Genomic DNA, 20,116 nt, shown 5'->3' with positions numbered 1-20,116 from the left:
CAATGCGCGGCTAACAAGCAGACGTCCTGAGCTCAATCCCCCGCGCGGAATCAAGGCCGCAGGCCGCCGCGCATCGCCTGCGCGCCCCCTCGCGCTGGCGATTTGCTGACCTGAGCGCGTCGCTCGGAGGCCGCCCGGATTGGGCCGAGATAAAGCGCCACAGAACTCAGGTGGTATCGCCACCGCGCGCGCAGGCGATCCGCGGCTTGCGCACACGAAAAAGGGCCCTGCGAAGGGGCCCTTTTCATCGCATACCAACATGATCAGCTGGCGTGGTCATAAGCCCGTTCGCCATGCACCATGATGTCGAGCCCGCTGTGCTCGGTCTCTTCATCGACCCTGAGCGGCGTGATCGCCTTGACCACGAAGATCAGCACCACGGTCACCACCACGGTGAACACGCCCACGATTGCCAGCGACCCCAGCTGCGCGACAAAGCTGCCGGCGCCGAAGACCGCGATCATGATCGTGCCGAAGATGCCGCCGACGCCATGCACCGCAAAGACATCCAGCGTGTCGTCGATCTTGAGCATGTTGCGGATCAGGTTCACCGCCTCCTGGCAGAGCACACCCGCCACCGCGCCGATGATCAGCGCCTCGACCGGGCCGACAAAGCCCGAGGCCGGAGTGATCGACGCCAGCCCGGCGATGGTGCCGGTGACCATGCCCACGAGCGACGCCTTGCCGAACTTGATCTTCTCCCACAGCGCCCAGGTCAGCGAGGCCGTCGCGGCAGAGATATGTGTCACCGTCAGGGCCATCGCCGCGCCGCCGTCAGCCGCCAGCTGCGAGCCGCCGTTGAAGCCGAACCAGCCAACCCAGAGCATCGCCGCGCCGATCATCACGAAACCGGGGTTGTGCGGCGGCGTGGTCTTGTTGCGCCGCGGCCCGAGAAAGACCGCGATCAGCAGCGCCGCAAGACCGGCGGTTTCGTGGACCACGATACCACCGGCAAAGTCGCGCACGCCGGTCTCGCCGAAGATGCCGCCATCGGCCAGCATGCCGCCGCCCCAGACCCAATGCACCACCGGCGCATAACACAGCAGCATCCAGAGGCCCGAGAACAGCAGGACAAAGCCGAAGCCGACCCGTTCCACATAGGCGCCGACAATCAGCGCCGGGGTGATGATGGCAAAGGTCATCTGGAAGGCAAAGAACAGCACTTCCGGCAGGGTGCCTGCGAGGTCGTCGGCGGTCATCCCGAGCAGCATCATCTTGTCGAGCCCGCCCCAGAGCCCGCTGGTGCCGCCGCCAAAGGCGATCGAATAGCCGGCGACAAACCACAGCACGCTCATCAGGCAGGCGATGGCGTAACAATGCATGAAGACGCTGAGCACGTTGCGGGCGCGCACAAGCCCGCCATAAAACAGGGCAAGCCCCGGCAGCGTCATGAAGAGGACCAGCGCCGTTGCGACGATGATCCAGGCGGTGTCGGCTCCGTTCATCCCTCGGATTCCTTCTTGAGTGGCGGTTTCCCGGGAAAACCGCATTGCTGCTGCAAAAAAAAGCAGCAATGCCGCTCAAGGCCGCACAAAAGCGCGGCATGCAGAGGGTGCCTGATTTTTGGGCGCGTTTTGCCGGGGGCTGCTTAAATGCTGCGCAAAGCCTGCAGCAGCAGTCCCAGTGCATGGTCCCGCGCCGCTTCGCGCACCCGCGCGCGGCCCAGATCGCCGAAGTCCACCGTCTCGGTCTCGGTGCCGGTGTCGGTGGCGATGCCGAAGCAGACCCGGCCGACGGGTTTCTCGGGCGTGCCGCCGCCCGGCCCGGCAATGCCGGTGATCGAGACCGCAACATCGGCCCCGGCGCGCCGCAAGGCGCCTTCTGCCATCTCGCGGGCGACTTGCTCGGAGACCGCGCCATGCGCCTGCAGGGTGGTCGGGTCGACGCCCAGCAGGTCTTGCTTGGCAAGGTTGGAGTAGGTGACGAAGCCGGTGTCAAACACCTCCGATGCGCCCGCCAGATCGGTGATCGCCGCCGCCACCATGCCGCCGGTGCAGCTCTCGGCGCAGGTCACCTTGCGCCCGGCAAGCCGCGCGGCCGAGATAAGATCCGCCGCCGCGCTCATGGGATCAGCACCAGATGCGCCAGCGCCGCCAGCACGATCACCACGATCGCGGCAAAGACCCCGGCGATCACGTCGTCGAGCATGACGCCGAAAGGCCCGCCCTTGCGGTCGGCCCAGCCCACCGGGCCCGGCTTCCAGATGTCGAACAGGCGGAAGAACAGAAAGGCGGCAAGGATGCCCGGCCAGAGCCGCAGCACATCCGCCCCGGCAAAGACCGCGCCGTAGGACACCGGCCAGAGCGCCAGCCATTGGCCGACCACCTCGTCGACGACGATCTCTGACGGGTCGTGATCGGCCTTGCCGGCAGTTTCCTGTCCGGTGGCCCAGTAACCCACGGCAAAGACAACCACGGTGGCCGCTAGCAGCAGCCAGGGCCCGCCCAGCAGGTGCAGCACATAGGCAAAGGGCAGGGCGGCCAGCGAGCCCCAGGTGCCCGGCGCGGGCTTGAGGTAGCCGGAATAGAACCACGTCGCGATCAGGCGGCTCATTTCGCCACCAGCAGAACGCTGGCCTGCGCCGCGATCCCCTCTTCCCGGCCGGTAAAACCGAGTTTCTCGGAAGTTGTGGCCTTCACTGACACCTGATCCATCTCGCACCCCATGATCTCCGACAGCGCCCTGCGCATCGCCTCGGCCTGCGGGCCGATCTTGGGCCGTTCACAGATAAGCGTGATATCGGCGTTGCCCAGAACAAAGCCCATCTTGCCTGCCAGATCAACGGCATGGCGCAGGAAGATATGGCTCTCGGCGCCCTTCCACTGCGGGTCCGACGGCGGGAAATGCTGGCCGATGTCACCGCGCGCCAGGGCGCCATAGATCGCGTCGGTCAGCGCATGCATGCCGACATCGGCATCGGAATGGCCCTTGAGCCCGCGTCCATGCGGCACCTTCACACCGCAGAGCATCACGTGATCGCCCTCGCAGAACTGGTGCACGTCATAGCCAGTGCCGATACGCATTGCCGGCGCTCCTTTCAGCAGGGTTTCGGCCCGCGCGAAATCGGCGGGCAGGGTGATCTTCAGGTTCTCTTCTGCGCCAGCGGTGATGGCGACGTCCAGCCCGAATGCGCGCGCCACGGCGACGTCATCGGCGGCCTCGCCCACATGCGCGCGATGGGCGTCGAGGATGGCATCAAAGCGAAAGCCCTGTGGCGTCTGGGCGCGAAACAGCCCGGCACGGTCGCGGGTGCCGGTGACGCGGGCCGCAGACCCGGTCCAGAGCGCATCGGTGATGGCCAGCGCCGGGGCGGCACCGGGGGTCCTGGACAGCGCGGCGATCACCGCGTCGATCACCGGGGCGGTCACGCAGGGGCGGGCGACGTCATGGATAAGTACCGCGTCAAAGCCCTGACCGGCCAGCGCCTCGAGCCCGCGGTGCACGCTGTCGCAGCGGGTGGCACCGCCCTCGACCAGTTGCGCGTCGAGCCCCTCGGCCTCGGCCCGGTCATCGGGGTGAATCACCAGCACCCGGCTGGCGATGTCGGGCCGGTCAAAAGCGTCGAGCGTCCAGTCAACCACGCGCCGTCCGGCCAGCGGACGCCATTGCTTCGGCGCGCCGGGGCCTGCACGGGTGCCACGCCCGGCGGCGACAATCAGGGCTGCGATCTTCATGGCCGCCTGATACGACCTGCCGAAGCAACTGGCAATTGCCCCCGGGTTGCTGCCTGTTTTTTGGGCAAGCGACTTTTTCGCAGCCGCAGAACGCCGCCCAGAGATTGATGTTGCCCCGGCCAGACGATAGGCCGGAGGGGAATGCACAAGGATTAAGCACGTGACCATTCAGGTGGCAGACCTATCGCTCAACCCCCCGGTTTTCCTCGCACCTTTAGCGGGAATCACCGATTTGCCGTTCCGCAACCTCGTCCAGAGCTTTGGCGCCGGGCTGGTGGTGTCGGAAATGGTGGCCAGCCAGGAGATGGTGCAGGCCAAGCCGGGCGTGCGCGAAAAGGCCGAACTGGGCTATGGCGTCGAGGCGACGGCGGTGCAGATCGCCGGCCGCGAGGCGCACTGGATGGCCGAGGCCGCGCGGCAGATCGAGGCCAACGGCGCCCGGCTGATCGACATCAACATGGGCTGCCCGGCCAAGAAGGTGACCTCGTCCAGCGGCGCCGGTGCCGCCGGCTCGGCGCTGATGAAGGACCTCGACCATGCGCTGACGCTGATCGAGGCGGTGGTGCAGGCGGTCGACCTGCCGGTGACGCTCAAGACCCGGCTGGGCTGGGACGATGCGCTGCTGAACGCGCCGGAACTGGCGCGGCGGGCCGAGAGCGCCGGCATCCGGATGATCACCATCCACGGTCGCACCCGCTGTCAGTTCTACAAGGGCCGCGCCGACTGGCAGGCGATCGCCAATGTCAGCGCCGCGGTGGATATCCCGGTGATCGCCAATGGCGACATCACCTCGAGCAAAAAGGCCGCCGAGGCGCTGGCGCTCTCCGGCGCGCAGGGCGTGATGATCGGTCGCGGCGCCCAGGGGCGGCCGTGGATCCTGGCGCAGGTGGCGCATGATCTCTTTGGCACGCCGGCCCCCGTGATCCCGCTGGGCAAGGCATTTTTCGACATGGTTGCAGGACATTACGAGGCAATGTTGACGTTTTACGGTGAAGAGCTGGGGCTGCGCGTCGCGCGCAAGCACCTCGGCTGGTACATGGACGAAGCCACGACCGAACCGGGGCTGCGCCGGCAGGTGCTGACCACCCGCGCCCCGGCCGAGGTGCTGCGGCTGTTACCGGATGCGCTGGCCGGACAGGCCGAGGTGGCGGCATGACCGCGCCCCAAGCGACCGCCGACAATGCCGTCTGGTCCTCGCTGCCGGTGCCGGCGATCCTGATCGACGACAACGACCGCATCGTCGACGTGAACCCCGCCGCCGAGGGCTTTCTCAACTCTTCCGCCAAGGCACTGCGGGGCGAGCCGGTCTGGGACCGGCTGGCCGTCGATGCGCCGCTCGAGGAAAGCCTCGGCCGCGCCCGCGCCCAGGGCACGGCGCTTTTCGTCAACGATGTCGATGTCGGCACCGGCGACCGCGCCCCGCTGCAGTGCAACCTTCAGGTCGCGCCGCTGCAGACCGACGAGGGCGGCATGATGCTGCTGATCTCGCCGCGTGAGCTGGCGGGCCGGATGACCCAGAGCCATTCGGTGAAATCCGCGGCCAAGAGCGCCATCGGCATGGCCGAGATGCTGGCACATGAAATCAAGAACCCGCTGGCCGGCATCGCCGGGGCGGCGCAGCTACTGAGCATGAGTCTCAGCGCCGAAGATCTTGAAATGACGGACCTTATCGTTGGCGAGACCCGGCGTATCGTCAAGCTTCTGGAGCAGGTCGAGCAGTTCGGCAACCTTTCGGCACCGGAACGCCGCGCGGTCAATATCCACGACGTGCTCGACCGCGCGCGGCGCTCGGCGCTGGTGGGGGCTGCGGCACATATGAAGATCATCGAGGATTACGACCCCTCGTTGCCGCATGTCTGGGGCGATGCCGACCAGCTGCTGCAGGTGATCTCGAACCTGATCCGCAATGCCGCCGAGGCCGCCGGCCGCGAGGGCGGCACAATCCGGCTTCATACCTATTACGAACGCGCCTTTCGCCTCCGCCGCTCCGACGGCACCGGCCAGACCTTGCCGCTCCAGGTCGAAGTGATCGACGACGGTCCCGGCCTGCCCGAGGCGCTCAAGGGCGACATCTTCGAGCCCTTCGTTTCGGGGCGCGAGAACGGCACCGGGCTGGGGCTGGCGCTCGTGAGCAAGATCATCTCCGACCATGACGGTTGGATTTCAGTCACCTCCGTGCCGGGGCGCACGGTGTTTCGCATTTCCCTGCCGATGGTGCCCAAGGGCGCCATGGCCGACAGGGCGTAGGAGGGTCTCTCATGGACGGTACAATTCTGGTTGCTGACGACGATCGCACCATTCGCACGGTGCTGACCCAGGCGCTGACACGCGCCGGCTGCAAGGTGCATGCCACCTCGTCGCTGACCACGCTGATGCGCTGGGTCGGCGAGGGCAAGGGCGACGTGGTCATCTCGGACGTCGCAATGCCGGACGGCAACGGCTTGGAAATGCTGCCGAAAATCCGACAGGACCGCCCCGACCTGCCGGTCATCGTGATCTCGGCGCAAAACACCATCATGACGGCGATCCAGGCCGCCGAGGCCGAGGCCTATGACTATCTGCCCAAGCCCTTCGATCTGCCGGATTTGATGAAACGCACCGCCCGCGCGCTCGAGGCCCGGAGCGCGCCGTCGCGCCCCGCGCCGGATGTGCCGGACCAGCCCGACGAGTTGCCTTTGGTGGGCCGCACGCCGGTGATGCAGGCGCTCTACCGTCTGGTGGCGCGGGTGATGAACACCGATCTGCCAGTGCTGATTTCCGGTGAAAGTGGCACCGGCAAGTCCTTGATTGCGCGGGCTATTCACGACTTCTCCGACCGGCGCACGCTGCCCTTTGTCACCGTCACCGGCAACGAGCTGCAGGACATCGAAGGCCCGGCGCGGGTGCTGGCGCGGGTCAAGGGCGGTACGCTGCTGCTGGATGAGATCACCGACATTCCCGACGACATCCAGGCGCGGATCGTGCGGATGATCGACACGCCCGGCGACCACGTGCCGCGCTTTATGGCCACCAGCCAGGGCGACCTGGCCGAGGCGCTCGACAAGGGACGGCTGCGGCAGGACCTCTACTACCGGCTCTCCGGCGCCTCGATCCAGGTGCCGAGCCTGCGCGAGCGGGTCGAGGATATCGCTTTGCTCACCGACCACTTCCTTGTCAGGGCCGAGCGTGACGGCGCGCCCAAGCGCTGGCTGTCCAAGGATGCGGCCGAGCTCTTCCGTGCCTATTCCTGGCCCGGCAACGTGCGCCAGCTGGAGAACGCGGTGCGCCGGCTGTCCCTCACCAGCCGGGCCGAGGAGATCACCCGCACCGAGGTGGAACTGGTGCTCGGCAACCAGCCGGAAATGGAGCCTGTCCTGTCCGGTGGCAGCAGCGAAAAGCTCGGAGCGGCGGTTTCCCGCCACCTGCGGCGCTACTTCGATCTGCATGGCGCGCTTCTGCCGCCGCCGGGCCTCTATCAGCGGATTCTCAAGGAGGTGGAATACCCTCTGATCGAGATTGCGCTGGAAGCCACCGGCGGAAATCAGGCGAAATGCGCCGAACTTCTGGGCATCAACCGCAATACCCTGCGCAAGAAAATCACCGACCTCGATATTCCCGTGACACGGCGCCGCAAGTTGATGTAATACTGCCACATGAGTGGCCCCGATGTCGCAACCCCTGTGGTTCGACTGGAGAGAGCCACAGGATATGGCGGTTAGCCGCGAAAGCGGCACATCTGAGCGAGGGCGGTCTGTGGCCACAGGGGCACATGCATCTCCACGGGACTTGAACGGCGGAGGCAGGATTCCGCCGTATCGCAGGCTCTCTCTCGAGGGGCTGCGCCGCTGGGCGCGTCTGCGCCGGGTCCAGAACGTGGCGACGCTGACGCTGGTTCTGCTGGGCCCGTGTCTGGCCTTTGCCACCTTCCTCGTCATGGGCCCGCTCAACATGGGCGCCAGCGCGCCGGGGCTGCGGCTGATCCTGCTGGCGGATTTCGTCTACGTCCTGCTGATCGCGGCGCTGGTGCTGCAGCGGGTGGCGCGGATGATCGCGGCCCGGCGGGCGCGCTCGGCCGGGTCGCGGCTGCACCTGCGGCTGACCGGGGTCTTTGCGCTGATGGCGCTGATCCCGGCGGTGACGGTGGCGGTGTTTGCGGTGCTGACCATCAACATCGGCCTCGAGACCTGGTTCTCGGACCGGGTGCGGCAGGTGGTGGGCGCCTCGCTCGCCGCCGCCAAGGCCTATCAGGCCGAGCAGCGCGAGGACCTGGCCGAAGATGCCAAGGCCCTGGCCAATTACATCGATGCCCAGCGCGAAACGGTGCTGCGCGATCCCACGACCAACCTGCGCAAGGTGCTGACCGACGGGCAGGGGCTGGTGCAGCGCGGGCTGCGAGAGGCCTATCTGATCGACGGCACCGGCGAGCTGCGCACCCGGGGCGAACGCTCTTACCTGTTCGATTTCGAGAAACCTTCGCCGGCGCAGATCGCCGCCAGCCAGGGCGACAACAGCCTGAGCCTGATCGAGGATTGGCCCAACGGCGAGTTCCGCGCCATCGTGCCGCTGGAAGAGTTTCCCGACCGCTATCTCTACATCTCGCGCACGGTCAACGGCGAGCTTCTGAACCTGCTCGACGACACCCAGCAGACCGCGCAGTTCTATCAACAGCAGGAGAGCGAGCGGGGAAGGCGGCTGTTCGATTTTGCGCTGATCTACCTGGGCTTTGCGCTCTTGCTGGTCCTGGCCTCGATCTGGCTGGGCCTGTGGTTTGCCGAGCGGCTGTCGCGCCCGGTGGGGCGTCTGACCGGTGCGGCGCAGCGGGTGGGGGCCGGCGACCTCGACGTGCAGGTCCGCGAGGAAGAGGGCGATGACGAGATCGCGATGCTGGGCCGCTACTTCAACCAGATGACCCGGCAGCTCAAGGGCCAGCGCGAGACGCTGCTCGACAACACCCGCCAGATCGAGCGGCGGCGGCGGATGTTCGATTCCGTGCTGTCTTCAGTGACGTCGGGCGTGGTCGGGCTCGACGATGCCGGCCGGGTCGCTTTCGTCAACCGTTCGGCCGAGCGGCTCCTGGGCTGGAGCGAGAACCGCCAGACCGTGCCGCTCAAGGTCGCGGTGCCGGAGTTCGGCCCGCTGTTCGAACAGCTCGTCACCGGCGAACGCCAGGTGGTGCAGCAGGAGGTCAAGGTGGTGCGCGAGGGCCGGCAGGAGAACCTGCTGGTGCGCATGGCCACGCGCAGCCGCGATGACGGCGGGCTCGAGGGCTATGTGGTGGCCTTTGACGACGTCTCCGACCTGGTGGCGGCGCAGCGCATGGCGGCCTGGGGCGACGTCGCCCGGCGCATCGCGCATGAGATCAAGAACCCGCTGACGCCGATCCAGCTCTCGGCCGAGCGCATCCACCGCAAGTTCCGCCGCGAGCTAGAACCTGACAGCGCCGCGAAGCTCGAAGAGCTGACCGGGGTGATCGTGCGCCAGACCAACGACCTGCGCCGCATCGTCGACGAGTTTTCCAAGTTCGCCCGCATGCCGCAACCCGACCGCGCGCCCGAGGATGTGATCGGCCTGCTGCGCGGCGCGCTGCTCTTGCAGGAAAGCGGCCAGCCCGATGTGCGCTTCGACGTGACGCTGCCCGAGGGGCCGCTGATGGCCGATCTCGACGCGACGATGATCAGCCAGGCGCTGACCAACCTGATCAAGAACGCCGGCGAGGCGATCGAGACCCTGCAGGAGCGCGGCGCGCCCGAGGGCCATGTGCCGATGATCCGCGTCACCTGCGAGACCGAGGGCCGCCAGGCCGTGGTGCGGATCATGGACAACGGCATCGGCCTGCCCGAAGACCGCGCGCGGCTCTTCGAGCCTTACGTGACAACCCGCGACAAGGGCACCGGCCTCGGCCTGCCCATCGTCAAGAAGATCATCGAGGAACATGGCGGCAGCCTTGCGCTGGAAGACGCGCCGCCATTCGACGGCCAGCCAAATGCCGGGGCGATGGCCGTGATCCGGCTGCCTTTGGCGGCCCACCAGGACAGTGCGAGTGAAGAGGACCGAGGGGAAACGAGCAAATGAGCGATATTCTTATAGTCGACGACGAACGCGATATCCGCGAGCTGATCGGGGATATCCTTGAAGATGAAGGCTTTACCACCCGTCTTGCCGGCGGGTCTGATGAATGCCTGGCGGCCCTGAACGAAGAGCCGCCGGCGCTGATGATCCTCGACATCTGGCTCAAGGACAGCCGGATGGACGGGATCGACATCCTCAAGATGGTCAAGCGGGACAACCCCGGCATTCCGGTGGTGATCATCTCGGGCCATGGCAACATCGAGATCGCCGTGGCGGCGATCAAGCAGGGCGCCTATGACTTCATCGAAAAGCCCTTCAACATCGACCAGCTGCTGGTGGTGATCCGCCGCGCGATGGAGACGTCGCGTCTGCGGCGCGAGAACCAGCAGCTGCGCCGCAAGGAGACCTCGGCCGCCGAGATGGTGGGCGAAAGCGCCGCCTTCCGGGCGCTCCTGGGCCAGCTCGACAAGGTCACCAAGTCGAACGGCCGGGTGATGCTGACCGGCCCGGCGGGCAGCGGCAAGGAGGTGGCGGCGCGCTACATCCACGCCCATTCCGCCCGCGCCGAGGCGCCCTTTGTCACCGTCAATTGCGCCTCGATCGAGCCCGAGACCATGGAGGAGGTGCTGTTCGGCCGCGAAGGCGCCGAACGCGGTGTCGAGGCCGGTCTGCTGGAGCAGGCGCATGGCGGGGTGATCTACTTCGACGAGGTCGCCGACATGCCGCTGGGCACCCAGTCCAAGATCCTCCGCGTGCTGGTCGACCAGCAGTTCACCCGGGTGGGCGGCACCGACAAGGTGCGCGTCGATCTGCGGGTGATCTCGTCGACCAACCGCAACCTCGAAGAGGAGATCGAGGCCGAACGCTTCCGCCAGGAGCTCTATCACCGGCTCAACGTGGTGCCGATCGCCGTGCCCTCGCTCGAGGAGCGGCGCGAGGACATCCCGGTGCTGGCCGAGTATTTCATCAAGGCCTGCCACGACAGCCAGGGCCTGCCGATGCGCAGCCTGTCCGACGAAGCGGTGGCGCTGATGCAGACCATGACCTGGCCGGGCAACGTGCGACAGCTCAAGAACCTGATCGAGCGGGTGCTGATCCTGGGTGATGGCACCGGCGAGATCGACGCCCACGAGCTGCCGCAGGATGCGCCGGCGGGGCAGGAAGAGGGCCGCGTGGTGCTGGCCGGCACGCTCGCCACCCTGCCGCTGCGCGAGGCGCGCGAGGCGTTCGAACGCGAGTACCTGCTGACCCAGATCAACCGGTTCGGCGGCAATATCAGCCGCACGGCGTCCTTCGTCGGCATGGAGCGCTCGGCGCTGCACCGCAAGCTCAAGTCGCTGGGCGTGGTCACCTCGTCGAAGTCCGGCGCGCGGATCGCGCGGGTGGGCGAAGCGGCGGCGCAAGCGGGCTGAGGGATGGCACATGTCGTGACGCGGCGGCGCCTGGCCCTTGGCCTCGCCGCGCTGGGGCTGCTGGCGGGCTGCGGCGCGCCGGCGCCCGAGATGAGCTTTGCCGAGACCGGTGATACCGAGGCGAAGATCGCCGAGGTCACCCGGGCGCTGATGGCACTGGGTCCGCAGGTCGACGCGCAAGAGGCCGCCCGGGTGGCGCGGGTCGCGGTGCTGCGCCCGCTCGACTGGGCGCGAGAGTGGCAGGTCATCGACACGCCGCTGCAGCACAACATCAAGGTGGTGCACGGGGTGCGCGAAAAGGGCGTCTGCCGCGATTTCACCAATGCGCTGCATGCGGCCCTGCGCGCCGAGCGGTTGCGCAGTCTCGAGCTGCATGTCGGCATGTCGAACGCCCGCAACGTCAAGCTCGAGCATGTCTCGGTGATCGTTTCGGCGCGCGGGCGGCCGATGGAAGAGGGTCTGATCCTCGATCCCTGGCGGATCGGCCAGGGGCGGCTGTGGTTCGCCCGCGTGCCTGACGACCCACGCTACAAGTGGGAGACGCTGGAATCGGTGCGCGCCTGGCAGGCAGAGGTGGCCGCGGCGCGGAGGTGATGGCTTTGGCGGTGCGGGGGGCTTGATCGCCAAGACGCCCGGTGGCTTGACTGACGCCGTTTCAATCTCGGGCTGCGTTTGACCGACGCCATACACGCCCCGGCCCCCGCGCCGGGGCCTCACCGTCAGCCGCGAAGTCCCGGCTCGGGGGCCGGGACGGTGCTATCTGCACCGAGGGTCAAGTTTGAAGGCCGAGGCGACAGCGTCGACCATGAGGTCCCGGCTCGGCGGCCGGGACGGCGCTATCTGCGCCGAGTGTCAAGTTTGAAGGACGAGGTGACAGCGTCGACATTGAGGTCCCGGCTCGGAGGCCGGGACGGCGGCGCGCGTCAGCCGCCGGTCAGACCCTCGATCTGCTGCGGCGGCGTGCGGCGGGTCACCAGCGCCGGTTTGCGCTTTTCGTAGAAGGCATTGCCGCCGGCGGTGGCCACGTAGTGGATGTTGTTGAAATTCGCCACATAGCTCACCGCGTGGAAGAACCGCGCCTTGGAGATCAGCGGGTGGCGCTTGCCCTGCAGCACCTCGCGCGCGGCCTCGCGCGCCAGCGGCAGGCCCCGGTCGGTCATCCGGCGGGTCATCACGCCCGGCGCGAACTGGTTCTTCTGCGAGACCACGCCGCAGACGGTGTTCGGAAAATCGGGCGAGTTGACCCGGTTCATCACCACCGTCCCCACCGCGATCATGCCGTCGCGGCTCGAGCGGTTTGATTCGAAATACATCGCCCGGGTCATGCACTCCAGCGCCCGCGCGTCCGGCTCGGCAGGTCCTTTGTCGCGCTGGCCGCAGCTTGCAAGGAGCGCGAGCGCCGAGACCAGAAGGATGCAGGGCAGGGCGGGTTTGGGCAGGGTCATCCGTGGGTCTCTCTCGGTCGGGGAAGTTGGGGCCTGCTGCCTCTCATCAATCTCAGGTGGATTCTGCAAGCTCTTTTGCCAAACGCCCCGCCGCCGGGCGGGCTCTTGCCGGCAGCGCACTCCGGACGACAATGCCCCACCCCAGCCCTTCTTCTCTTTCCAAATACGCCACACTCCGCCCGCCCAAGGCGCCACACCCGACACGTCTGCGCTGTCCCATAGGGCCAGGGAAAGCGCCCCGCATGTCGCCGCTCCCCTGGCCAATGAACAGGCACCACCAGACGCGGCAGGGCCACAGCGCAGGGCCCGCCAGTCGTCGCGCGTTGACGCTCTCGCATGCATCTGCCAAGGATGTCTCTCGCGAGCCGAGGCAGGGGAACCCGAGCCATGAAAGTTATCATCTGCGGCGCCGGTCAGGTCGGCTGGCAGATCGCGCGTCACCTCTCGGGCGAGCGCAACGATGTGACCGTCGTGGACAGCAATCCCGACCTCGTGCGCCGGGCCACCGACACGCTCGATGTGCAGGGGATCGCCGGCTTTGCCAGCTATCCCGACATCCTCGACCGGGCGGGCGCGCGCGATGCCGACATGATCATTGCCGCCACCCATTCCGACGAGGTCAACATGGTCACCTGCCAGGTGGCCCATTCGGTCTTTGCCATCCCGCGCAAGGTGGCGCGGCTGCGCTCGCAGAGCTATCTCGACGCGATCTATTCCGATCTCTACCGCCGCGATCACATGCCGATCGACGTGGTGATCTCGCCGGAAAAGGAAGTGGCCGACGCCGCGCTGCAACGGCTCTCGGCGCCGGCGGCCTTTGATACCGAGAACTTCCTCGACGGCAAGGCGCAGTTCCTGGGGCTGAGGCTCACCGCCGATTGCCCGGTTCTGAACACGCCGCTGCGCCAGCTCACCGACCTGTTCTCGACCCTGCGTTCGGTGGTGGTGGCGATCCGCCGCGACGGCACGCTCTTTGCTCCCGATCCCGGCGACCAGCTCTTCGCCGGCGACGATTGCTACGTGATGAGCCATGTCGACGACGTTGCCCGCACCATGGAGATCTTCGGCAAGAAGCAGGCCAAGCAGGAGCGGGTGGTGCTGGTGGGCGGCGGCAATGTCGGCCTCGCCGTGGCGCAGGCGCTGGAGGCCCGGACCGAGCGCATTCGCGCCAAGGTGATCGAGAAGAACCGCAAATGCGCCGAGCGCGCGGCGGATATCCTCGAACGGACCATCGTGCTCAATGGCGACGGTCTCGATGCGGCGCTGTTGAAAGAGGCCAATATTCACCGCGCCGACGCGGTGCTGACCGTGACCGATGACGACAAGGTCAACATGCTGGCCGCGGTGCGCGCCAAGGCCGAGGGCTGCCCGTTCTCGATCGCGCTGATCAACGATCCGACGCTGGTGCCGCTGATGGGGCCGCTGGGCATCGACGCCTACATCAACCCGCGCGCCACCACCGTCAGCTCGATCCTGCGCCACATCCGCCACGGCCGGGTGCGCGGCGTCTATTCGGTGGGCGATGCCGAGGCAGAGGTGATCGAGGCCGAGGTGCTCTCGACCTCGCCGATTGCCGGGCAGCGCATCCGCGACATCGACTTTCCCGAAGGCGTTCTGGTGGGCGCGGTCTTGCAGGATGGCAAGGTGGTGCGCCCGACCGGCGGTCTCAGGATCGAAGAGGGCAATGTCATCGCATTGTTCTCGATGACCAAGGATGTCCCCGAGGTGGAACGCCTGCTCCAGGTCTCGATCGACTTCTTCTAGATGGTCAGGGCCCTCAGAAACCTCCCGTTCTTTCTGCAGCTTGTAGGGCTTTGCGGGCTGTGGATGATGGTGCCGGCGGTGCATGCGCTGGTGGCCGAGGCCTTTCACCAGGCGCGCAGCTTCTTCTACGCCGGCCTTCTGACGCTGATCTTCGTCACCTTGGTGGGCGTCGCCCTGTCGAACCGGCCGATCAGCCGCACCGGTTTGCGCCAGCTTCTGGGGCTGCTCGGCGCCTTTACCGTGTTGCCGTTGATCATGGCGGTGCCGTTCCACGAGGCGCTGCGCACCACCAGTTTTCTCAATGCCTATCTCGAGATGGTCTCGAGCTTCACCACCACCGGCGCCACGCTGTTTGCGCCCGAGCGGCTGTCCGACACGCTGCACCTCTGGCGTGCGCTGGTTGGCTGGATGGGCGGCCTTCTGATGTGGATCGCGGCCGCCGCGATCCTTGCGCCGCTCAACCTCGGTGGCTTCGAGGTGACGGCCAGCGCCGAGCCCGGTGGCGGGGAGGCGCGGGTCGCCCACATGGAGGGCGCCGATCCGACCACCCGGATGATGCGCACCGCCTGGCGGCTGATCCCGGTCTATTTCGGCCTGACCCTGGCGCTCTGGATCCTGCTGCTGGTGGCGGGCGAGGCGCCGCTGGCGGCCTTCAGCCATGCCGCCTCGACCATGGCGACCTCCGGCATCTCGCCTATCGGCGGGGTGCAGAACGGCGTCGCGGGCTTTGTCGGCGAACTGCTGATCTTTCTCTTCCTGATGTTCTCGCTGTCGCGGCTGACCTTCACCAACGACACCGTGACCGGCGCCGCCGCCGACCTGCGCCACGATCCGGAGTTTCGTCTGGGGCTGGCCTTCGTGGTGATCGTCCCGGGCTTTCTGATCCTGCGCCACTGGGCCGGCGCCTTCGAGGTCGACGAGGTCGACGACCTGGTCTCGGCCTTCCGCGCGGCCTGGGGCAGCATGTTCACCGTGCTGTCGTTCCTGTCGACCACCGGGTTCGAAAGCTCCGACTGGGCGGCGGCGCGCAGCTGGTCCGGCCTGGACAGCCCCGGCATCATCCTGCTGGGCCTCGCCATGATCGGCGGCGGGGTGGCAACGACCGCGGGCGGGGTCAAGCTGCTCAGGGTCTTTGCGCTCTACCTCAACGGCCGGCGCGAGATCGAGCGGCTGGTGCATCCCTCCTCGGTGGGCAACGCCCGCGCGGTCAGCCGGCGGATCCGTCGGCACGGTGCCTTCGTGGCCTGGGTGTTCTTCATGCTGTTTGCCATCTCGCTGGCGGCGATCACGGTGATCCTCGGCGGCTTCGGCGTGCGCTTCGACGCGGCCATCGTGCTGGCGACCTCGGCGCTTTCGACCACCGGGCCGCTGACCGCCGTGGCGCTCGATGCGCCGATCGTGCTGGTCGAGCTCAACGCCGGCGCCAAGCTGGTCTACGGCGCGGCGATGGTGCTGGGCCGGCTCGAGACGCTGGCGATCATCGCGCTTTTGTCGCCCAACCTGTGGCGCAATTGACTTTTGCTGCAGCGCAGCATAAATTCTCCGCAATCGGGGCTGGAAAACCCTTGGCGGGCAAGACATACTCGCGCCTCAGTGAGGGGGCCGATCCGCGGCAACTACGGCAAGAACAAAGGCAAATTAGGTATGGCTTCGGACAGACAGAACCTTCAGGACGCGTTCCTGAATCACGTGCGCAAGACCAAGGTTCCGGTGACGGTTTTCCTGATCAACGGCGTCAAGCTGCAGGGCGTGATCACCTGGTTCGACAACTTCTGCGTTTTGCTGCGCCGCGACGGACAGTCGCAGCTGGTCTACAAGCATGCGATCTCGACGATCATGCCGGCCCAGCCGATCAACCTCTATGACGGTGACGAGGGCGCTTGAAAGAGCACGACGCGCATGTGACCCGCGCCTGGGTCCTGCATCCCGACATCAAGAACGACCAGGACCGCCGCGCGCCAGAGCCGGCGCTGGAAGAGGCCATAGCCCTGGCCGCCGCGCTGCCTGACCTCGAGGTCGTCGGCGCCGAAGTGGTGGGGCTGCGCAGCGTGCAGCCCGGCAAGCTCTTCGGCTCGGGCAAGATCGAGGAACTCGGCGCGCGCTTCAAGGCCGCCGATGTCGAGCTGGTGCTGGTCGATGGTCCGGTGACCCCGGTGCAGCAACGCAACCTCGAAAAGGACTGGGGTGTCAAACTGCTGGACCGCACCGGCCTGATCCTCGAGATCTTCTCGGACCGTGCCGCCACCCGCGAGGGCGTGCTGCAGGTCGAGATGGCCGCGCTTTCCTATCAACGCACCCGGCTGGTCCGCGCCTGGACCCACCTCGAACGCCAGCGGGGCGGGCTCGGCTTTGTCGGCGGCCCCGGCGAAACCCAGATCGAGGCCGACCGTCGCGCCATCGACGACCAGCTCGTTCGCTTGAAGCGACAGCTCGACAAGGTGGTCAAGACCCGCGACCTGCACCGCAAGGCCCGCGCCAAGGTGCCGTTCCCGATCGTCGCGCTCGTGGGCTATACCAACGCCGGCAAATCGACGCTGTTCAATCGCCTGACCGGGGCCGAGGTCATGGCCAAGGACATGCTGTTTGCCACCCTCGACCCGACGATGCGCGCGGTCGAACTGGAAAACGGCCTCGCGATCATCCTGTCCGACACCGTGGGCTTCATCTCGGACCTGCCGACCGAACTGGTCGCTGCCTTCCGCGCCACGCTGGAAGAGGTGCTGGCCGCCGACGTGATCTGCCACGTGCGCGACATCAGCCACGCCGGCACCGAGGAACAGGCCGAGGACGTCCGCACCATTCTTAACGGACTGGGTGTGCCGGACAGCACGCCGCAGTTCGAGATCTGGAACAAGATCGACCGGGTCTCGCCCGAAGACCGCGCCGCGCTTCACGCCCGCGCCGCCCGCGACGACAATGTCGTCACGCTCTCGGCGGTGACCGGCGAAGGCATGGACGGCTTCCTAGACAGGGTGACTCGCGCGCTCGACGCCGAGAAACACGAGACCGAGCTGACCCTCGGCTTCAACGAGGGCCGCAAGCGCGCCTGGCTGTTCGAGCGCGGTCTGGTGACCGACGAGCAGCAGGGCGAGGACGGCTACAAGCTCCAGGTCACCTGGACCCGCAAGCAGGAAGCCCAGTTCGCCAGGCTCTGACCGGGTGCGGCGTATTTTGAAAGAGAAGAAGACCTGATGCTTCTTCTCTTTCGCAAATACGCCACGCTGTCCTTCACTCCGCCGGCATCAGACGTGTAATGCCCGTCGCCGCCGCCCGCGCCAATTCCTCGTCCAGTGACATCGGGATGTATTCCCCGCGCCGCCAGAGGCTGCCGAGATCGTCGTAATGGCGTGACAGGAAGTGGCCTGACTGGCCCGTCGAGGTGACAAAGACCGAGCTGTCGGGGTCGGCGAAATCATAGACACCGCGATAGCCCGCGCCATGCACGTTCAGATAGGGGTTGCGCCCGGTGCCGATGGTGCGGCCGCGCAGCAGCGTGTGGTCGCCGCCCGAGGTCGACTGCCGGATGTTCACGAAATGCCGCAACACCGGCACCTCGCCCAGCACCGGGTGGTCGTGGGTCGCCTCATGCGCATCGCCCCAGCGCAGCGCGCCCAGATCGCGGCCGAAGTTCTCTTCCAGCCACACCACGGCATCCTCGAGCGCGAGGCGCGCGATGTCGACGCAGGTCTCGACCGGCGAGGATTGCAGGATGTCGCACCAGGCGCTGGCACCGTCGATGTCGCGGTAGACCCGCTCGATGAACAGCGGCTCGACGTGGGTGTATTCATCCGCCAGCGGCCCCAGGTCGTCGCGGATCAGCCGGTCCTGCAGGGCGCGCAGCCAGGCCGCGTAGATCAGCGGCTCGGGCAGATGTTCGTTCATCTCGCCGTTCCATTCGGCCAGCAGGGTCAGCGCGGTCTGGCGCTGCCGGGCCAGCGTGCCGGCCGGCGCAGCCTCGCCGGTGAACCACAGGTCGGCGCCGATCAGCGGCAGCAGCGAACGCGCGGTGAAGCTGACGGTGTCCAGCTGCGCCTCGGTAAAGCTGTCGCGGGTGTGCACCTCGCGGCCCTGCATCAGCCGCGTCCAGCGCTCGATGCGCTGGCTGTCACCCCAGTTGAAGGAGACATGGTCCGGGAAGGGGCGGTCGATCACCTTGTTGTTGGTATTGCCGACGATGCCGCCGTCCGGGCGCACGAAGGACGGGTTGTCTTCGTAGGGCAGGTGGCCCTGCCAGCGGTTCTCGGGGTTCCAGCCCTGGGTGGGCAGGCGGCCCTGGCTCTCGTGGCGTTCGGAGCGGCGCGGCATGCGGCCCACCAGCTGCAGGGCGATGCCGTCCTTGTCGGCCAGGGTCAGCATCTGGCTTGGGGCGACGAAATCCTCGCCGGTGGCCATCGCCTCCTCGACGTCCTGGGCATACATCAGCGCCATGGCGGCGCTGAGCGAGCTGTCCTCGTCGCTGAGCGCCGTCCAGGCCAGCGCCGCCACATGGCCCGGCGGGGTGATCGCGCCCAGGTCGAAATGCGAGCCGGGCAGCACCGGGCCATTGTCGGTCCAGCGCAGGGTGACGGTGACCGGCGCCTCGTCCCTGATGCGGACGATGGAACGGCGGGTCTCGAACGCCTTGAAGCCGCCGGGGGTGCGGTATTGCTGCGGATTGTCGGGGTTGAGCTGCTCGATGTAGAGGTCCTGATCGTCGAGATAGGACGAGGTCACGCCCCAGCCAAGATTCGGGCTCTTGCCGGCCATCACCACCGGCACGCCGGGCACGGTGGCGCCGATCACGCCGCCGGTCTCGAGCTCGAGCCGTGCGAGATACCAGATCGCCGGCGCGGTGAAGCCCAGGTGCGGGTCATTGGCCAGCAGCGTGCCGCCGCTGGCCGAGCGCGAGGGCGCCGCCGCCCAGGCGTTCGAGGCGCCGGCCAGAGCGCGCGGCTGGAAGGGCGAGAGCGGATCGCGCGGCAGTTGGCCATAGGTCTGATGGCCCTGGCGGATCGCCGGCACGAGCGCTGCGTATTCCGGCAGGGCGGCGGTGCCGGGGCCGGGGACATCCGGCAGGATGTCGCGCAACCGGCCCTCGTCGGGGATCAGGAGCGAGGTGCGGGCGCGCAGCACCTCGTCCTGCAACTGGCCCGAGAGTTGCACCGCCAGCAGCTTGACCAGCGCAATCGAGTCGGCCGGCTGCCAGGGGGCGATCGGGGCGTCGAACAGGAAGAACTCGGGTGCGCCGCGGCCCAGTGCCGAGCGGTTGATCTCTTCCAGCCGCGCATTGACGCCCTCGGCATAGGCCTCGAGCGCCGCGAGGGTGCGTTCGTCCTGCGCCTCGACCGAGCGGGTGGCCAGCGGGTAGAGATCGAGCCGGCGCATCAGCGTGTCGGTGGTGAGCGTGCGGCGGCCGAAGACCTCTGACAGCCGGCCCTGGACGGTGCGGCGCAGGGTCACCATCTGCCACAGCCGGTCCTGCGCATGGGCATAGCCCAGGCCAAAGAAGACATCGGCGTCGCTCTTAGCAAAGATATGCGGCACGTTGGCGTTGTTGCGCACGATCTCGACCGGGCCGTCGATGCCGCGCACCGCCAGCGTCTTGTCGTAATCCGGCAGCGACCGCGAGGCCAGGTAATAGACCGAGACCGCCGCCAGCGTCGCCAGCACCACCAGCGCCGTTGCCAGCCTGAACAGCCATTTGAATAAGCTTGCCATCTGCGCTTTGCCTTGCCTCTTGTCATCCCGTCCGGCGCGGGTGAGAACTCGTTTAAAGGAAACGGATGCAAGACAA

The 20,116-nt window shown here is 67.2% G+C and carries 16 protein-coding genes; 10 read left to right on the top strand and 6 right to left on the bottom strand.

The features are described from left to right. Positions 1-263 precede the first annotated feature (263 nt). The 4 genes from ACN0SE_RS19000 to ACN0SE_RS18985 form a co-directional block, all read right to left on the bottom strand. On the bottom strand, positions 264-1,445 hold the full coding sequence (locus ACN0SE_RS19000) for an ammonium transporter (RefSeq protein WP_417526107.1): 1,182 nt from the start codon (positions 1,443-1,445) through the stop codon (positions 264-266). A 143-nt stretch (positions 1,446-1,588) separates the two neighbouring features. Then, entirely contained in the window at positions 1,589-2,065 is a 477-nt protein-coding gene (locus tag ACN0SE_RS18995) for a CinA family protein (protein WP_417526106.1), read from the bottom strand. Then, positions 2,062-2,553 carry a phosphatidylglycerophosphatase A gene (locus tag ACN0SE_RS18990; protein WP_417526105.1) on the bottom strand — a complete coding sequence of 164 codons (492 nt, stop codon included), beginning with the start codon at positions 2,551-2,553 and terminating at the stop codon, positions 2,062-2,064. The genes ACN0SE_RS18995 and ACN0SE_RS18990 overlap by 4 nt, the downstream gene beginning before the upstream one ends. After that, on the bottom strand, positions 2,550-3,674 hold the full coding sequence (locus ACN0SE_RS18985) for a bifunctional 2-C-methyl-D-erythritol 4-phosphate cytidylyltransferase/2-C-methyl-D-erythritol 2,4-cyclodiphosphate synthase (protein WP_417526104.1): 1,125 nt from the start codon (positions 3,672-3,674) through the stop codon (positions 2,550-2,552). Before ACN0SE_RS18985 ends, ACN0SE_RS18990 begins: the two co-directional genes overlap by 4 nt. A 160-nt stretch (positions 3,675-3,834) precedes the next feature. Here ACN0SE_RS18985 and dusB point away from each other — a divergent pair, with 160 nt between their 5' ends. The 6 genes from dusB to ACN0SE_RS18955 all read left to right on the top strand — a co-directional run bounded on the left by dusB (position 3,835) and on the right by ACN0SE_RS18955 (position 11,728). Continuing rightward, a complete protein-coding gene (dusB, locus tag ACN0SE_RS18980; RefSeq protein WP_417526103.1) occupies positions 3,835-4,830 on the top strand; it encodes a tRNA dihydrouridine synthase DusB in 996 nt (331 codons plus the stop codon). After that, entirely contained in the window at positions 4,827-5,921 is a 1,095-nt protein-coding gene (locus ACN0SE_RS18975; protein WP_417526102.1) for a two-component system sensor histidine kinase NtrB, read from the top strand. Before dusB ends, ACN0SE_RS18975 begins: the two co-directional genes overlap by 4 nt. Positions 5,922-5,932: 11 nt before the next feature. Beyond that, complete coding sequence (locus ACN0SE_RS18970) at positions 5,933-7,297, top strand: response regulator (protein ID WP_417526101.1); 1,365 nt, start codon at positions 5,933-5,935, stop codon at positions 7,295-7,297. A 142-nt stretch (positions 7,298-7,439) separates the two neighbouring features. Further along, a complete protein-coding gene (locus tag ACN0SE_RS18965; protein WP_417526100.1) occupies positions 7,440-9,725 on the top strand; it encodes an ATP-binding protein in 2,286 nt (761 codons plus the stop codon). Further along, entirely contained in the window at positions 9,722-11,134 is a 1,413-nt protein-coding gene (locus ACN0SE_RS18960) for a sigma-54-dependent transcriptional regulator (RefSeq protein WP_417526099.1), read from the top strand. Before ACN0SE_RS18965 ends, ACN0SE_RS18960 begins: the two co-directional genes overlap by 4 nt. A gap of 3 nt (positions 11,135-11,137) precedes the next feature. Further along, on the top strand, positions 11,138-11,728 hold the full coding sequence (locus ACN0SE_RS18955; protein ID WP_417526098.1) for a hypothetical protein: 591 nt from the start codon (positions 11,138-11,140) through the stop codon (positions 11,726-11,728). Positions 11,729-12,057: 329 nt separating this feature from the next. Here the strand turns inward: ACN0SE_RS18955 and ACN0SE_RS18950 are convergent, their stop codons facing one another. Beyond that, positions 12,058-12,579 (bottom strand): cell wall hydrolase, encoded by a 522-nt coding sequence (locus ACN0SE_RS18950; RefSeq protein ID WP_417526097.1) that lies wholly within the window; start codon positions 12,577-12,579, stop codon positions 12,058-12,060. A gap of 387 nt (positions 12,580-12,966) precedes the next feature. Here ACN0SE_RS18950 and trkA point away from each other — a divergent pair, with 387 nt between their 5' ends. From trkA to hflX, 4 genes are all read left to right on the top strand, one after another. Further along, positions 12,967-14,343 (top strand): Trk system potassium transporter TrkA, encoded by a 1,377-nt coding sequence (gene trkA, locus ACN0SE_RS18945; protein WP_417526096.1) that lies wholly within the window; start codon positions 12,967-12,969, stop codon positions 14,341-14,343. Then, positions 14,344-15,858 (top strand): TrkH family potassium uptake protein, encoded by a 1,515-nt coding sequence (locus ACN0SE_RS18940; protein ID WP_417526095.1) that lies wholly within the window; start codon positions 14,344-14,346, stop codon positions 15,856-15,858. A 129-nt stretch (positions 15,859-15,987) separates the two neighbouring features. Further along, positions 15,988-16,227, top strand: coding sequence for an RNA chaperone Hfq (gene hfq, locus ACN0SE_RS18935; protein ID WP_048531263.1), 240 nt, complete (start codon positions 15,988-15,990; stop codon positions 16,225-16,227). Next, positions 16,224-17,498, top strand: coding sequence for a GTPase HflX (gene hflX / locus ACN0SE_RS18930; RefSeq protein WP_417526094.1), 1,275 nt, complete (start codon positions 16,224-16,226; stop codon positions 17,496-17,498). The genes hfq and hflX overlap by 4 nt, the downstream gene beginning before the upstream one ends. Before the next feature lie 73 nt (positions 17,499-17,571). On the opposite strand, the gene ACN0SE_RS18925 is transcribed toward hflX, so the two are convergent. Further along, the gene (locus ACN0SE_RS18925) at positions 17,572-20,040 is read right to left on the bottom strand and encodes a penicillin acylase family protein (protein ID WP_417526093.1); all 2,469 of its coding nucleotides are present in this window, start codon (positions 20,038-20,040) and stop codon (positions 17,572-17,574) included. Positions 20,041-20,116: the final 76 nt, after the last annotated feature.

The sequence above is a fragment of the Marinovum sp. genome, from assembly GCF_048263515.1.
In the GTDB taxonomy this organism is placed as follows: Bacteria; Pseudomonadota; Alphaproteobacteria; order Rhodobacterales; family Rhodobacteraceae; genus Marinovum.
Note: the sequence above shows the minus strand (reverse complement) of the source record. Positions and strands in the feature narration are given on the sequence as shown.

What these genes read in the sequence shown, in the direction of transcription:
- ACN0SE_RS19000 (WP_417526107.1), bottom strand. Translation starts at nt 1,445, where the DNA reads ATGAACGGAGCCGACACCGCCTGGATCATCGTCGCAACGGCGCTGGTC.
- ACN0SE_RS18995 (WP_417526106.1), bottom strand. Translation starts at nt 2,065, where the DNA reads ATGAGCGCGGCGGCGGATCTTATCTCGGCCGCGCGGCTTGCCGGGCGC.
- ACN0SE_RS18990 (WP_417526105.1), bottom strand. Translation starts at nt 2,553, where the DNA reads ATGAGCCGCCTGATCGCGACGTGGTTCTATTCCGGCTACCTCAAGCCC.
- ACN0SE_RS18985 (WP_417526104.1), bottom strand. Translation starts at nt 3,674, where the DNA reads ATGAAGATCGCAGCCCTGATTGTCGCCGCCGGGCGTGGCACCCGTGCA.
- ACN0SE_RS18975 (WP_417526102.1), top strand. Translation starts at nt 4,827, where the DNA reads ATGACCGCGCCCCAAGCGACCGCCGACAATGCCGTCTGGTCCTCGCTG.
- ACN0SE_RS18970 (WP_417526101.1), top strand. Translation starts at nt 5,933, where the DNA reads ATGGACGGTACAATTCTGGTTGCTGACGACGATCGCACCATTCGCACG.
- ACN0SE_RS18960 (WP_417526099.1), top strand. Translation starts at nt 9,722, where the DNA reads ATGAGCGATATTCTTATAGTCGACGACGAACGCGATATCCGCGAGCTG.
- ACN0SE_RS18955 (WP_417526098.1), top strand. Translation starts at nt 11,138, where the DNA reads ATGGCACATGTCGTGACGCGGCGGCGCCTGGCCCTTGGCCTCGCCGCG.
- ACN0SE_RS18950 (WP_417526097.1), bottom strand. Translation starts at nt 12,579, where the DNA reads ATGACCCTGCCCAAACCCGCCCTGCCCTGCATCCTTCTGGTCTCGGCG.
- trkA (WP_417526096.1), top strand. Translation starts at nt 12,967, where the DNA reads ATGAAAGTTATCATCTGCGGCGCCGGTCAGGTCGGCTGGCAGATCGCG.
- ACN0SE_RS18940 (WP_417526095.1), top strand. Translation starts at nt 14,344, where the DNA reads ATGGTCAGGGCCCTCAGAAACCTCCCGTTCTTTCTGCAGCTTGTAGGG.
- hfq (WP_048531263.1), top strand. Translation starts at nt 15,988, where the DNA reads ATGGCTTCGGACAGACAGAACCTTCAGGACGCGTTCCTGAATCACGTG.
- ACN0SE_RS18925 (WP_417526093.1), bottom strand. Translation starts at nt 20,040, where the DNA reads ATGGCAAGCTTATTCAAATGGCTGTTCAGGCTGGCAACGGCGCTGGTG.